This is a genomic window from Flavobacterium sp. JAS (genome assembly GCF_020991455.1).
Lineage (GTDB): Bacteria > Bacteroidota > Bacteroidia > Flavobacteriales > Flavobacteriaceae > Flavobacterium.
The window spans coordinates 221,805-237,087 of record NZ_JAJMOX010000004.1; the positions used below are offsets into that span (position 1 = coordinate 221,805).

Genomic DNA, 15,283 nt, shown 5'->3' on the forward strand with positions numbered 1-15,283 from the left:
TTTATCAGGCTAATGAGAAAACCTTTGTTCCTCTGAACCTTTGTCGCTTTGTACCTACTATTAAGTTCTATAGTCAAAAAATCGAATTGGTTTTCGACTCATCGGATTAAAAACTAAAGGATTCAAAGTTTCTTTCGAAGCGAATTCTATTTTTGGAGTTACTCTTAATTTGGCTCTGAAATGGTCTTTTATTTCCTGTAAAAATTCAGGAGTTTGATTTTTTACAGCAATCTTTATCACGATTTCATCAGTTCCTAAATCGTTGGTAGAAATCTCGATAATATGATTTTCGATATTATCAAAACCACTCAAAACATCATTCATCGCTGGCGGATAAAGTGTTGTTCCTTTGTATTTTATCATTTGTTTTTTGCGTCCAATTACGGGACCAACACGCAAAGTATTTCTTCCGCAAGCACAAGGCTCGTTATGAAGCTGAACAATGTCTCCGGTTTTAAAACGTAACAAAGGCATCGCTTCAATACCCAAAGTAGTAAAAGTTAATTCGCCAACTTCGCCATTTTTTACAGGAATATTATTCTCATCCAGAACTTCAACGATAATCAATTCGGGATGATGATGACCACCAATTCCGTGTTCACATTCTGTAAAAGCCGTACTCATTTCGGTAGAAGCATAAGTTGAAAACAACTTAATATTCCATTTTTCGATAATTTTTTGAGACAAAGTATTCATCGAAAAATCCTCATTTCGCAAAGACTCTCCAATACAAATAGCACCTTTTATGCTTGAATTATTATAATCAATCCCATGAATTTCGGCGTATTCAATTAATTTCAAAAGAAAAGAAGGAACCGTAATTAAATAAGAAGGTTTGTATTTTAAAATAGAATCCCATTGTAATTCTGGAATTCCCGCACCAACACGAATTACACCAACTTTTAATTTTCGCAATCCCAGAAAATAAGCCAGTCCAGCCATAAATTTTCTGTCGATTGTCGTCATTAATTGTACCACATCGCCTTCCGCAATTCCGGCGCAGGCAAACGAAATCGCTTCATTATAAGCCAATCGATCTAAATCAGAATCGGTTAAACCAAAAGTCACAGGATCGCCTAAAGTACCTGAAGTCGAGGCATAGTCGATAATTTTATGTTGCGGAACACAGACAAAATCATCATTGTATTCTTGTAGATCTTCTTTTGTGGTTACAGGTAAATGTTGTAAATCTTCAAGTGTTTTAACTTTCGAAAGATCAATGTTTTGTCCTGCAAAAAGACGTTTGTAAAAAGGAGAATTTTGACTGATATACTGTAAAAGTTCGGCTAGTTTTTGTTCCTGAAAAATTTTAATTTCTTCTAAAGAATTTTTTTCTATTGCTGGAATCATTGTAATTTTCTTTTGAGTTTTTTTAAATATTTTTCAATTTCTGCTTTATCAGGAACTGTTGTAATTTCTTTGGTCAAAGCTTTTTCAAAATTAGATTGAGCCAGCTGATATTCTTTTTTTTGATAAAAGTACAACCCTGCTTTGTAATACACAACCCAATAATCAGGGTTTAAAGATTGATAGTTCTGGATAAATTCCGGACTTATTGTTTCTTTCTTTTTCAGATACAAATCTATTTTATCGTCTTCAATTCTAAATTTTTGATAATTTGCATAAGCCGTAGTTTTTAGAAAAGGATCTTTTGCAATATTTAGATTTTCTTCTTGAAATGAAATCACAGAATTTGTTTTTCTTTCTTTAAAAATAGAATCGAGATTGTAACAAACAAACTCACCCAATTGATATGGATTTGCCGAAATCCAAACCAATTTTTCTTTGGGTTCAAAAATAATTCCGTGATGTGCCATCAATTGATTCAATGCTTTTTCGTTACCATAACCTAAAGAAATATTCTGCAAACCCTCTTTATTTCTTAGAATTTCAGAAGCAATTTTTGGATTGATTTTAGGGTTTTCTGTAAAAAGCTCTTCTATTCTTTCCAGTCGATATTCAGAATGACTATTGGCAATTTGAAGCTGATTTCTCTTTTCATCTTTTAAATCTTCGCCTTGAAAATGATTCGAACAAATTAATTGATCACTGTTTGGAACATCATAAACATCCATTTTTTTAGGAGAAACTTCAATCAAAACGGCTTTGTTATCGTGAGCACTTCCCACCATAATTGATTCTGAAACAAACACTTTTCTTTTTTTGGCGATTGCAATTGCTTCATCAATAGTTGCGGCATGCTGTAAAATTTCGCGAGTCACAACTGAAATTGGTGTTTTTGCAATCATCGGAATTTTTGATTTTGAGGCATTAATCGTAACCGTCAAACCTTCCTGATTCATACCAGAAACCGCTCCAATCATTCCGGGCCAGGTAACCATCATAAATTTGTGACCCTCTTTCGGATTTATAAACGCAATGATTTTATTTTCCGCGAAAGCGTCACTTACATAAAAATCAAAATTGCGTCCAAGAATTAAATTTCCAGTCTCGGATTTTTCTCCCCAAGCCGCAAAAGATGAGCAGCCAACCAAAGCCAAATCTTGCAAAGCGTGACCAATATCGTGTGCGGCATGCAGGTATAAACTTCGTTGATATTGCGGTGCGATGTTATCAAAATCGAGGGAAGTATATTGAGAAACCCCATAAATTTCTGATTGATATTCTGGAGTAACATTTGAATATAATTTTCTATTGTACCATTTTAAGAAATAACGCAGCATTTTTTGCTCAAATTTTGAAGGAATTAAATCCTTTATTTTGGAGAAAAATATCTGCTCTTGTTTTTTAAGAAGAGAATCCGACAAAGCTCCGGTTGTTAACCCAATTTGAAACGGATCGCCTTCAACATATAATTCCCAAAGACCTTGCTTATTTTTTAAAAGTGAACTTTTTCCGGAGATAAATAAACTGTCAGATTGTTTGGTTACGACTGGTTTTGTGGCATTATAATTTGAAGTATCAGGCAGATGATGCATTGATTTTGAGGTACCGCAAGAAGCGAGTATCAATAAAAAAACGATCAGGGTAAATAATTTAATTCGGTTTTTCATACGCACATTTATTCAGCAGAAACCTGATTAATTTTATTCACCAAATATTCTTTTCCAATAATTTCGGAGCACGTTACAACAGCTCCAATGGTCACACCAAGAACGCCGTGCATGTTGATACTTTGACCTGTAAGATACAAATTATCAAGTTTAGTTTTTGACGGAATCAAGGTTTTCATAGGATTGTCTGAATCCTTAACATAACCGTACATATTACCATTGTGTCCGCCAATATAATCACGATACGAAAGCGGAGTAGAGGTATGAATCGACCGTATACAATCTTTTATACCCGGAAATTTTAGTTCGATTTCATCCAGAAATTTAGCTGTTTTTCTCGATTTGAATTGCTCATAACTTTCTCCACGATCATTTTCTTCGACAGTTGTATTAAAAGTATCGATCCAGGGTGCAACATCATCATACTTCATATAGGTAATAAAAGTCATTCCTTCAGCCCAGATTTCCTGTTTTTTTGAGGCATTCATAGAAGCCATAAAAGCTTTTGGCCAAGAAGTTTCGTCATAGTCATGTGCGCTCCAAACCTCACTGCTTTTCTTAAAATGATAATGATTATGATTGATGTATTTGAAAGTTTCGGGCTTAAAAACAACATATAAACTAAAGGCCGAAATAACGCCTTCGAGACTCTGAATCCGGCTAAAAAAAGCTTTCCTGAAATTCTCTTCGCCAACAAGTTTCAGCGTAGCTTTTGGGTCTATATTAGAGATGAAACGAGTTCCGGAAACGGTAGTTCCATCTTTCATTTCTACCGATGTTACTTTGTTGTTTTCAACATTAAAACGAGTAACTTCTTTGTATTTATAAAATTCGCCACCGTGCTTTTTGAGCTGCTTTAAAAGTTGTTTCGTAATCTGACTCCCGCCATTAATGCAACGCCATGAACTTTGAATATACGAGTTGACCGAAAGGGCATGAACGTAAAAAGGCGATTTATCCGGAATTCCTGCATACAGAAAATTTGAACCGGCCAAAACTGCTTTTAGTTTTTCATTTTCGGTAAAAGATTCGATAGTTTCTTTGGCGTTGAGAGCCAAAATTTCATTGTCATATTTCCCTTCCCAGTTTAAATTATAAAGCGGAAAAGAGTCGCAGATTGTTTTTAATTTTTCGCAATATTCTTTGATGTTTGCTTTTTCATCAGGAAAATAAACACCCAATTGATCGACAAAATTTTCGTAACCCTGCGCATGCGGATATTCGTTTTTATCATCTTCAAAAGAGATAATGTCGAAACCATTTTCATCTAATTTTTTCAGATTTAATTGGTCAATAATCCCCAGATATTTAAAATACTTATATAGATTTTGACCTTTTTCAAGACCGCCTATGTAATGGATTCCAGTATCAAAAATGGTTTTGTCTCGTACAAAAGTCTGTAGATTTCCGCCATATTGATTGTTTTTTTCGAGTACACAAACGCTGTAACCTTCTTTTGCCAGAATAATAGAGGACACTAAACCGCCTAAACCGCTGCCAACAATTATTACATCGTAATGCTCTTTCATACTATTTTTTCTTTAATACGATTATAGAATTTTCGTCAAAAACACAATCAAAACCAAAGTTAATCAAAGTGTTTTTTAAATTAGAACTATCCATTAAAATAACGCACGTAGTTGTAGAAACAATTTTTTCAAGATCATTTTTATAACTTTCATCAGAGATTAAAACTGCATCGAATTGATTTTCCAGAAGGGTTTCGAGATTTTCTTCATAGAATATTTTTCTTTTTTTAACGATATAATTGGTTTTAGAAATCTCACGTTTTTCTTCATCATTATTATAAGAATAAATTTTTCGCTGCGGTTCCTGCAAGGCCAGTAACACATCTAATTGTCCATAATCATTAGACAAATGCGCAATTTTGGCTTTCGCCGAAATGTGCTGATTTAAGTGATAATAGTTTTCAAGATTCTTTTTTAAATCGGTTTTTACACCTTTTATAATTTCAATTTCTTTGTAGTCGTAACTATGAAGAAGCATTTTCTTGAAATATTCCGGACCTTCTATTTCCTGACGGATTTCTTGAAATTTAGACTTAAAGAAAACACTTATTTCCTTTGTTCTTTCGGCATAATTTTTTCCAAAAGAAAGATTCTCAGGTGCAATTCTTTCTAAAATAGAAAGCGTAAGACTGCCGTCATGAATTACAAAATCACCTTTTGGAAGCCTTTCTGAAGCACCATGAATAAGAACAGGAAGAATGTCTAAATTGAATTCTTCGGCAAGATAAAAAGCACCTTTATGAAAGCGTTTAATCTGATTACTTTCAGAACGGGTTCCTTCAGGAAAAATCATTAACGAATATCCTTCGTTTACTTTTTGACGTAAATGTTCGACACCTTCTTCAAGTCCTTCAGAAACGGGATAGAAACCAGCTTTTCTAACCGTGGCACCAAAAATTGGTGAATTGTAAACCCAATCATTTACCAGAAAAATAATTTTCGGACTCAACATTCCGATAGCCAAAATATCTAAAAACGAAGAATGATTGGCAATAATAATCGCCGGTTTTTCGAAATTTTCATTAAACTTATTGATGATTTTTTTATGCATAAATGGATTTGAATACAATACCGATTTCATGAATTTTGAAATACAATATCTAAATCCTTTCATTTTTGTTTTTTCATTTAGCGGAATTATCGGCATAATGATCAAACAGAAAAGAGACATTAAAACACCGCCAAGTCCGTAATAGAAAAAAGATAAAACACCATGTACAAATGATCGTAACTCAAAAGGAGCATTTCCGTTTTTTGGTCTATTTGATAAGAATAATTTAAAGAGAATTGGATAGAAAATAAACGTAATAATCAAAGCTGCAAAAACCCCAATTAATGAAACCGATGAAATAGATCGTAACGCCGGATGTTGTGCAAAAATCATGGCGCCAATTCCTAAAATAGTCGTAATAACTGCCAGAATAATTGAAGTTCTGTAAATGGCAATTTCGTTCTTTCCGGTTGTATATTCTTTTTGAAGTGCGCTCGTCATGAAAATACTAAAATCGACACCATGACCAAAAATCAAAGTGCAGACAATCATACTGAAAATATTTAATTGAATGCCAAAAATGCCCATGATTCCTGCCGTAACAATTCCCGTTAAGGCAATCGGGATACAGCTTACGATGACTAATTCGACTCTTCTGAAAAAGAAAAATAAAATCAGAATTACAGCCACAAAAGAATAATTTACAAGCGAATTAAAATCAGTTTTTAAAGTGCTGAAAAAAGTTTCATTCATTTGCTGACGGTCAATCGCAATCAGATTATTTTTGGCTGAAGCCGATTTTACAAAAGCGTCACGCTGTTGCGGCGTAACTTTTACCAAAGTTGAAATCGTGAAAAATCCATTTTTTTCGGTTACAAATTCTTTTAGCTGTAAAGCCTGAATTTTTAAATAATCATCAGCTTTGATCGGTTTGAAATCAAAATCTAAATGATCAAAAAAGATGGAATATGTTGTGGGTTTAAAACCAAGTTTAGAACCTTCGGTAATTAGTCCAGATTTTAAAAGTTGTTTTTTATTCGAGTTCCAGAACGAATTCCATTTGTCGATTTTCTGTTTTTGTTCCTTCTGCGAAAGCATAATTCCGCCAACAGAACTGAAATTTAAGATTTTATCTTGTTGCTTTTCTTTTGATAAATCGGCAAAAAGCCGACTGTTGTTTTGCAAAACTTCCTCCATACTATTTCCGTATGAAGCCACGTAAATTGTTTTTGAAGTTAAACTCGTACTTTCTTCGAGTTCTTTTTCGGCTGCTTTGATTTCTTTCGGAACAAAATTTAATTGCGATAAATCGTTATTGAAGCCAACATTATTATAAGTAAAAAAGCAAATGATTGTGATTAAAACGCAAAAACCAATTAAGAATTTATTGTTATGAAAGGAAAAATGAGCCAGTTTGTCGATGACATTTTTCTTGTGATCAAAATTGTTTTCTTTCGGTTTATATAAATGCGGAACTATCAAAAGCGAGAAAAACGCCGAAGCCATAACAATTACAGCAGCAAAAATCCCTAAGTCATTTAACGCATCAGATTTCACAAAAAGCAAACACAAAAAGGCAACAGCTGTTGTTGAACTACTCATGATTACCGGCATCGTAATGTCTTTGTACAAAGTTTTTACATCGCTATTATGTTTGTAATGTGTTAGAATATGTATCGAATAATCGATTGTGATTCCTAATAGAATAGAACCAATTCCGAGTGAGATTGCTGAAATTTGTTCCTTGACAAAATATAAAAATGCCACGGCAAACAAAGCTCCAAATACGGTTGGAAGAAAAATAATTAGCGGAATGAATACCTTACGATAAAATAAAATCAGAATCAACATCAGCGTAATCATTGCGATAGTTGTTGTTAAAATAATATCGCTTTTAATTTGATTGGCATTGGCAACCGCAATCAAAGCCGAACCAAAATAACTAATCGAAGTTTTGGTTTTAAATTTCTGATTTAGATTATCCTGAATTGATTTAAGTTTAGCGGCAAAAAGGGTATTTTTTTCTGTTTCGCTCGAAGGAAGATTTGAGGTAATAAAAAGCAGTAATTTCTTTTTGTCCTTAGTCATTACAAAACCATTATCGAGCGTAAAGTCGTCACCAATATTAAGTTGCTGTAATTTTTTAAGGGCAATAAATGAAATCCCAAGCGGATCTTGCAGAATAAAATCTTTGGTGATAAATCCTGACGGCGAAATAATCGATTTGTAATTTCCCTGAACAGTTGCAGCAATACTATCTTTTTGAAGCTTTTCCTGAATCGCTGCGTAATCTTTATTGTCTAGAAAAAGCGGAAGATTATTGTAAACAAAATCAATAGTTTCCTGAATATTTTCTTCGTCAACTTTTCCCTGAATTCCGGTTACGTAAGGTTTGCAGGATTTGGCAACGCTGTCTGAAAAAGCAGTTGCCATTTCTTTTAAATCTTCGTCGGTTCCGTTTTTTTCGAGTTTGAAAATAACGGTAATTTTATCAGCAAAATTAAGTTGTTTCAAAACTTTTGCCGTAACGTCACTTTTGTCGTTTGTTGGAATAAGTTTGGTAATGTCTTCTTCAAATTTAATTTGTGAAGCAAAAAATCCAAACGCAAAAAGCATCAGAATTGCCAATACAACCGAGAGAGATTTTCTTCGGTTTACAAACAAATGAATGGCGTAGAAATATTGATGCATAATTATTTTTTAAAGTTTTTTCGCCACGAATTTCACGAATTTTTCACGAATTGATTTGCGTTAATTTGTGAAATTTGTGGCGGAAAATAAATGTATTTTATTCTGTGCGTTTTTTACTAAAAGCTGTTAAAAGCAAATAGCTTAAAAGCCCAACAGATAATGCTGAAACGGATGCTAAAATAAGACTTCCTACGATATATTGTGTTGCATTTTTTTGAATATCATCGAGTGTAATGGAACTGTCTAAAATCAAAGGCGCGTCGTTGGACACAAAATAACTTCCCATTTTTAATGAACCATAAATTATGAACGGAATAAAAGGGGGGAAGCTCACATTTGAAGACAGATAAGCTATGACTTTGTTGAGTCTGAATAAGGCGGCAAAAGTAAAAAGTAATATCGTTTGAAATCCCCAAAACGGAGAAATGCCAATGAAAATACCTAACGCAATTGCTGCTGATTTTTTGAAATTAGAATCACTGCTTTCTAAAATATCTTCAAGGAAAAACTTTTTAAAACCTTTTTTTTTTGCTTTTCTAAGATAATCTCTTGGCTTGATATACAACAATGCATTGATTACCAAAACGGTATTTAAAATACTAATTCTTGTAAAATCTTTAAACGGACGAAAATGTGAAACGCGTTCTACAGGATCGTATAAAATTTGAATCGGAATGTTTTTGACCACAATACCTTTCCAGGCTGAACGAACAATTACTTCAATTTCGAATTCAAATTTGTTGGTATAAAATTGTTTCGGAATCAAATTTAAAGGATATAATCTAAAACCGGATTGTGTGTCATCGAGTTTAATTCCGGTTTCGAACTTAAACCAAAAGTTCGAAAATTTATTTCCAAAACTACTTTTCTTAGGCACATTTTCTTGTGTCATATTCCGGCTTCCAATCAATAAAGAATTTGGTTCTTTTTGAATTTCGGCAATAAATTTCGGAATGTCAGATGCAAAATGTTGTCCATCAGAATCAATCGTGATCACATATTCAAACTGCATTTCGATTGCTTTTCTGAAACCATTTCTCAACGCTCGTCCTTTTCCTAAATTTTTAGGATGATGAATTTGCGTGAGTTGTGCATATTGTTTTAAAATCTCAAAAGTTTCATCAGTCGATCCATCGTTGACAATAATAATATTGGTAGTGAAATCTAAAATAGAATCCAGCACTTTTTTTAAAGTTTTGTGATTGTTGTATGTGGGAACAATAACACAAAAATGAGTCGAATTAAGCAATTCTTGCTGTGATAAAATAGGTTTCATTTGGAGGTTTTCTTTAGCTTACTTTACGAATTGTTTCTCTTTTTCAGAGAAGCTTTTCGATTGTAAAATAAAGTCTTTTAGATAGTCTTTTAAAGCACTGTTTTGCTCAGCATAATGTGCTGTAATATATTTTTTGTCTTCTTTAATATTCTTTTTATAGCCAGTAATTCCGGGTACATTTTCCTGAATACTCAACCGAATCATTCTAATTTCGATATTATTAGGCTCGCTTTTTATGGTCGATTCCAGAAGAGTTGCACCTTGTTTAAAACGATCCATTTTATCTCTTAGTTTTTTCTCAAACTTAGAATCCAGCAAAATGGAAGCAGCTTTGTAAGCCACTAAAATTTTTGCATCATCGTCTGAAACCGTTGCCAGTTTTTCTGAGAATTCTTTGGCATTACTTTCTGATTTTGTAACGCCTGTATACATTTTTCTAACGGTCGCCAAATCTGGAGTTCCGCCAAAATTAATCCACAAAAGTAAAGACAGCAGCAGTTTCATAATTATATTTTTTTGTACACATTGCTAAGTTTTAAAGCAACAGTATCGTTAAAATAAGTTGTGTTTTTTACTTTAACCAAATCGTCTTCGGTTGTTGTAATATCAAGTTCTAAACGCAATTCAGGAGTAGTTTCAGGATTAATCAGTGCCATAAACTTCACATTGACCAGTGTTTGAATCATCAATGTACTTTTAGTAATTGCTTCTGTAAGTTCTTTAATAATCTGAATCATGCAAACTCCCGGCATAATTGGATTTCCTGGAAAATGACCATTGAAAACTTCATGTTTTTCATTGATCAAAATAGCAACATTATATTTAGAATCAGATATTTTTTCTTCTGATAGAACTTTGTAAAAATCTTTTAAAACCATCGTTTTATTTTACTTTAAAAGTATAACTGATACCAATTTGAAAAACCTGATTTAAAATAACGTCATTATAGTAATAATCGTTATTATTGTCAATTCCATCATAACCATAAATATCAACTAATCCTTGTTTAATTCTGGCTTCAAACGTTAATCCGTTTGGCAATGTATAACCAACACCTCCAACAATGGCAAGATCAAAATTTTCAGGATTGCTGTTGATATAATTATCAGAAACTTTAAAATCTACAGACGGACCTCCTAAAATGTGAAAACCTTTACCGCCAATATTAAATTTTGCAACTGCACCAAGTGTTAAGTAGTTTAATTCATAACTTACATAACGATAATTATAGCCGTTTCCAAGATATTCTCTTCCTTGATCACCTTGTCTTGAATAGGTTATCTCAGGCTGTAACGAAAAATATTTATTAAATCTAATGTTTACTAATCCACCAACATAAAAATCTGTTTTAGATTTATTATCATCAATATTAGTTAATGTTGAAACGTTTAAACCTCCACGAATTCCTGGGCTTACTCTAACTTGTGCATTTGATGTTATTATTCCAATAAACAAAACAAAGGCAATTACGGCTATTTTTTTCATTTTTGATTTGATTTAAGTTTAGGTTTTGATTAAGTTTTACTCTGATTTAAAATAGTTTAACTCAATTTTTAACTTGATATTCTGATGAATAATCTGAATTTTCTCCGCAAAAATATTGTTTTCTGAACTAAAAAGCAGTGTTATTTTTTCTTTTGTTTTAGATGCATTAACAACCTTCTCTAATTTCGATCCATTTTTAGAAATAAAAAGATAATTATCACGGTTTCCATCTGCTGATTTATAGATATTATCAGATTCATTTTCAAATTGTTCCTGAATTAAATAGTCACTTTTAAGAAGCAAACGAAAATCTTCAGTCAAAGTATTAATTAAAATTTTTCGGTCTAATTCAGATACAATCGAGTTAACTTTAAAAGTCTTTTCTGCAATTTCAAAATCTAACAATTTGTTACCAAACTCGGTTGTAAAAACAATGCGATGTGTTGTGTCATTTATTTTTTTAGCAATAAAAATTCCGGACATTTCATGACCATAAACTGTGATGTTTGCTTTGTAAACATAATCAGTTTTTGAGTCTGTAAAATAGGGAACCTGATAAGACGTTTTGTCTAATTTTTTGGGCGTGTAGTTTTTTGTGACCGAGCCACAAGAAACTAAAACTAATGCCAAAAGGCAATTAATTAGTAAAAACTGAATCGTCGATTTTTGCATTGATCACTTTATTTTTAAGAACAATTCGTGTATAATCTTCAGAGGATTCCAGTAGTTTAACCTGTACAACTGTGGCTTCTTCTTTATCAAAAGTCAGTTCGATTTGTTTGATGTATTTTTTCAGCGTCGCATCTTTGGGAACAAATTTCGCAAGATTTTGTCCTTTTAGTTTAAAGTACGAAATCGTAAATTCTTTGTCATCAAACATGTTTCCGCTTACGCTGCCTACGATTAATTTATTAATACGGCCAAAGATTTTGCTGTTCCCGATGTCAACGGCACTTTTCTTTCCTTCGTCGTTAATCAGGATTTTCCCGTTTTTAAAAACAATGCTATAATTGTATGGTTTTTTATATTGCCATTGAAGCAGACTCGGTTCTTTAAAAATCATTTTACCCGAAGTTTCAATGTCTTTCGATAAAAAATCTAAATGTTTGTATTGAACAAAATCAGTACTTAGGGTTTTGATTTTTTTAGAAACCACATTTACATCTTGCTTGAAAGCGGCAATTTCTGCATCAGACATTTTTTGTTCCTGAGCAAAAATCGGATTGATTGTAATGTTTAATAAAAAAAGGAATATATATAGTTTAGTCTTCATAAGCTTTAAGATTCAAAAGTTCTTCAACCGAAATCACTTCATAATTGTTTTGTTGCAAAAATTGCAAAAACTGTTCCAATACCAAAACCGAGTGTGATCCCGTATCGTGCAAAAGTACAATTCCGCCGGGAGAAACGCGTTTTATAATGCGATTGAAAATTAAATTTTGATTTTTTGTTCCGCCGTCAAGCGAACGAATATTCCAGCCAATAACTTTATGACCGGTGATTTTTAGAGCTCTACGAATCGACGGCGTAGTAACTCCGTAAGGCGGACGAAAAAAGTTGATTTTTTTTGAGGTGAATTTTTCTAAAAGGGAATCTGTTTTCTGAAGTTCTTCGGTGATTTTTTTTGCATTATAAAAGTCAAAAAATTTCGAGTGATTATAAGAGTGATTTCCAACCAAATGACCTTCGGCGATAATTTGTTTTATGATTTCGGGATGCGTTTCGATATTTTTTCCAATGCAGAAAAAAGTAGCTTTTGCATTGTGTTTTTTTAGCAATTCTAAAACTTCCAAAGTAAAAATACTCGGACCGTCATCAAATGTAATGGCGATTTTTTTTTCCTTTTCGGAAGAATTATTACAAAATGCTTTTACATGATAATTGGAAGAAATTCGAGAAGAACCAAAAGCATTTATTCCTATCCAAATCAAAATAATTGCTACAAACCACCCAAAATGTATTGCGATATATAAGTTCAGAAGAAGTAATAAAAGCAATAGAAAAATGAAAAAAAGCGATATGTTTTTATGCGTTATCATTTTGAAAGTAACGTAAAACTATGATTTTTTCCGTTTAATTGGTTGTACAATAAAATGGTATTATAAACTGGTTTTTCAACCGAATTTACTTTTATAATTTCAGGAATTTCCTGCGTCTTGATTACTTTGGCAGCCATCCATAAAGCAAAAGCCGAAGACGTATCATATTCACCACTCAAATGTTTGTAATACAACTGAGGCGTTTTTGCGAAGGCATTTTCAGTTAAATTTTTATAATAAGAATCGAAAGTAATGTTTCCATCCAAACCCAAAACTACAGCATCAATATCTGAAATTTGTAAATTATTGGCATTTAAAAAAGTAATTATCTCCCCTTCAATTTCGTTTTGTTCTAAAGTGTTTTTAATTTCGACATCTAAAACCTGCGCATAAGTAGTGCTCTTTTTTTCATTTTCTAAAACAAAAAAACTAGCACCTTCACCAAAAACAGCTCCAGGTGAAGTGGGATTTAAAACATCATAAGGCTGATTTCCATCTTGTTTAATTCGGCCCATCAGTTTAAAAAGTGACGTCGTGTATTCGCCATTTTCATCAATTCCGCCCACTAGAACCGAATTGGCTTCGTTTTCTTCGATTTGCATTTTAGCATCCAAAAGTGCCGACTCAAAAGAAACAGCTCCGTTTACATACGTAAAATTATATCCTTTGCATTGTAATGATAAAGCAATTTGTGCACCAACCGTATTATGAGTCGATTGTATAAACGAAGTTGGTGTTAAGAATTCTTCGTTATTGTCGAGAATGTTTTTCAGAAATTTTTCAGAATCTTCAATACATCCCAAACCAGTTCCGGTAATGATCGCATCGACATTTTCAAGCTGAGCATCTTTTAAGGCTAAAGCCGAAGCTACAATTCCGTTTTTTACACCTTTTGCCATTCTTCGAATCGCGGCCGGCGTAATAAAATCTTTGTAAACCGGAGCAACTATCGAAAGGATAGTGTCATTTTGATTGTGCACCGCTTCTTCTAAAAAAACAGTATCAAATGTTTTTTGAGCCGAAATACAACCTACTCCATTTATATATGTCTTGTTCATTCGCTTTTAGAAAATATAAGGGTTGAACAATTTCCTCCAAAACCAAAAGAGTTAGATAAAACGTGTTTGATATTTTTCATTTTTAAAGAAGTTTGTGGCTCCAGATCAAATTCTTCCATTGGAGTTTCGAAATTCAAATTCGGATAAACCACACTATTCTGAATTGCCAAAACGCTGTAAACGGCTTCAATTGCTGCGGCTGCTGCCAAAGTATGGCCTGTAAAAGGTTTTGTAGAACTGAAATCAGGAACTTTTTGATCTCCATAAATTCGGAGTAAAGCTCTTCCTTCAGACAAATCATTATTAGGAGTTGCTGTTCCGTGAACGTTGATATAATCAATTTCACTTGGTTTTAAACCCGAAACTTCAAAGGCTTTTTTCATTGCCAAATAAGCACCATCACCATTTTCTGAAGAAGCAGTTTGATGAAAAGCATCGTTTGCATTTCCGTAACCTGAAACGCGAGCCAAAACTTTTTTGTTTTGTTTCTCAACGATTTCATCAGATTCTAAAACCAGATATGCAGCCGCTTCACCAAGGTTCAATCCTTTTCGGTTATTGTCAAAAGGTTTGTTGTAATCGTCAGATAAAATCATCAAGGTTTTAAATCCGTTGATCGTGAATTTTGCCAAAGCATCAGTTCCGCCAACGATAACGCGATCCAGTTTTCCGTTTTTGATCAAGCGCGCGCCCAACATAATCGAGTTTGCTGCAGATGAACATGCGGTACTTATAGTAGTAACCATTCCTTTCAAGCCAAGTTCTTCAGCAATCTTTTCGGCAACATCGCCGCCGTCATGACAACTTATATACTTAACAAGTTCAGGATCTTTAAAATAATTGTAATAATGTTTTTCGGTCATGTCCATTCCGCCAACACTTGTCGCCGAAATAAGTCCGGTTCTAAATTCGTTGATCGATGTAATTCCTGCATTTTCAACCGCTTGTTTGGCTGCAAAAGTACCAATCATAGCCGTTCTCGAAAAGTTATTGTCTTCAGGAAGTTTTAATTCATTGACCAATTCAGCATTGGTTTTCTTAATTTCTCCAACCTTAATAACATCAACATGAACGGTTGAAATGTTCTCAATGCGAGTTATAGCAACTTTATTTTCGATTAACGAAATAAAATTTTCCTCGACTGAATTTCCAATCGAAGAGATAATTCCCATTCCCGTTATTGCAACACCTTTCATTCAA

General features: G+C 33.2%; 13 protein-coding genes. All 13 read right to left on the reverse strand.

Features of this window, described 5'->3' with window-relative positions:
- Positions 1–60 precede the first annotated feature (60 nt).
- Positions 61–1,350, reverse strand: a complete 1,290-nt coding sequence (locus LPB88_RS06945; protein WP_230713951.1) for a phenylacetate--CoA ligase family protein — start codon at positions 1,348–1,350, stop codon at positions 61–63.
- Positions 1,347–3,014 (reverse strand): C45 family peptidase, encoded by a 1,668-nt coding sequence (locus LPB88_RS06950; protein ID WP_230713953.1) that lies wholly within the window; start codon positions 3,012–3,014, stop codon positions 1,347–1,349. Before LPB88_RS06950 ends, LPB88_RS06945 begins: the two co-directional genes overlap by 4 nt.
- Positions 3,015–3,022: 8 nt before the next feature.
- Positions 3,023–4,543: an NAD(P)/FAD-dependent oxidoreductase gene (locus LPB88_RS06955; protein ID WP_230713954.1), complete on the reverse strand. Its 1,521-nt coding sequence runs from the start codon at positions 4,541–4,543 to the stop codon at positions 3,023–3,025.
- A 1-nt stretch (position 4,544) separates the two neighbouring features.
- Positions 4,545–8,225, reverse strand: a complete 3,681-nt coding sequence (locus LPB88_RS06960) for a 1-acyl-sn-glycerol-3-phosphate acyltransferase (RefSeq protein WP_230713955.1) — start codon at positions 8,223–8,225, stop codon at positions 4,545–4,547.
- A gap of 97 nt (positions 8,226–8,322) precedes the next feature.
- Positions 8,323–9,501, reverse strand: a complete 1,179-nt coding sequence (locus tag LPB88_RS06965) for a DUF2062 domain-containing protein (protein ID WP_230713956.1) — start codon at positions 9,499–9,501, stop codon at positions 8,323–8,325.
- A gap of 18 nt (positions 9,502–9,519) precedes the next feature.
- Complete coding sequence (locus tag LPB88_RS06970; protein ID WP_230713958.1) at positions 9,520–10,005, reverse strand: hypothetical protein; 486 nt, start codon at positions 10,003–10,005, stop codon at positions 9,520–9,522.
- Between the two features lie 2 nt (positions 10,006–10,007).
- On the reverse strand, positions 10,008–10,379 hold the full coding sequence (locus LPB88_RS06975; RefSeq protein ID WP_230713960.1) for a 3-hydroxyacyl-ACP dehydratase: 372 nt from the start codon (positions 10,377–10,379) through the stop codon (positions 10,008–10,010).
- Between the two features lie 4 nt (positions 10,380–10,383).
- Complete coding sequence (locus LPB88_RS06980) at positions 10,384–10,986, reverse strand: porin family protein (protein ID WP_230713962.1); 603 nt, start codon at positions 10,984–10,986, stop codon at positions 10,384–10,386.
- 36 nt (positions 10,987–11,022) lie between these two features.
- On the reverse strand, positions 11,023–11,658 hold the full coding sequence (locus LPB88_RS06985; protein WP_230713964.1) for a hypothetical protein: 636 nt from the start codon (positions 11,656–11,658) through the stop codon (positions 11,023–11,025).
- Positions 11,624–12,259 (reverse strand): outer membrane lipoprotein carrier protein LolA, encoded by a 636-nt coding sequence (locus LPB88_RS06990; RefSeq protein ID WP_230713966.1) that lies wholly within the window; start codon positions 12,257–12,259, stop codon positions 11,624–11,626. The genes LPB88_RS06985 and LPB88_RS06990 overlap by 35 nt, the downstream gene beginning before the upstream one ends.
- Positions 12,249–13,025, reverse strand: a complete 777-nt coding sequence (locus LPB88_RS06995) for a polysaccharide deacetylase family protein (protein WP_230713968.1) — start codon at positions 13,023–13,025, stop codon at positions 12,249–12,251. The genes LPB88_RS06990 and LPB88_RS06995 overlap by 11 nt, the downstream gene beginning before the upstream one ends.
- On the reverse strand, positions 13,022–14,083 hold the full coding sequence (locus LPB88_RS07000) for a beta-ketoacyl synthase N-terminal-like domain-containing protein (protein ID WP_230713970.1): 1,062 nt from the start codon (positions 14,081–14,083) through the stop codon (positions 13,022–13,024). Before LPB88_RS07000 ends, LPB88_RS06995 begins: the two co-directional genes overlap by 4 nt.
- Positions 14,080–15,279, reverse strand: coding sequence for a beta-ketoacyl-[acyl-carrier-protein] synthase family protein (locus LPB88_RS07005; RefSeq protein WP_230713972.1), 1,200 nt, complete (start codon positions 15,277–15,279; stop codon positions 14,080–14,082). The genes LPB88_RS07000 and LPB88_RS07005 overlap by 4 nt, the downstream gene beginning before the upstream one ends.
- Positions 15,280–15,283 lie beyond the last annotated feature (4 nt).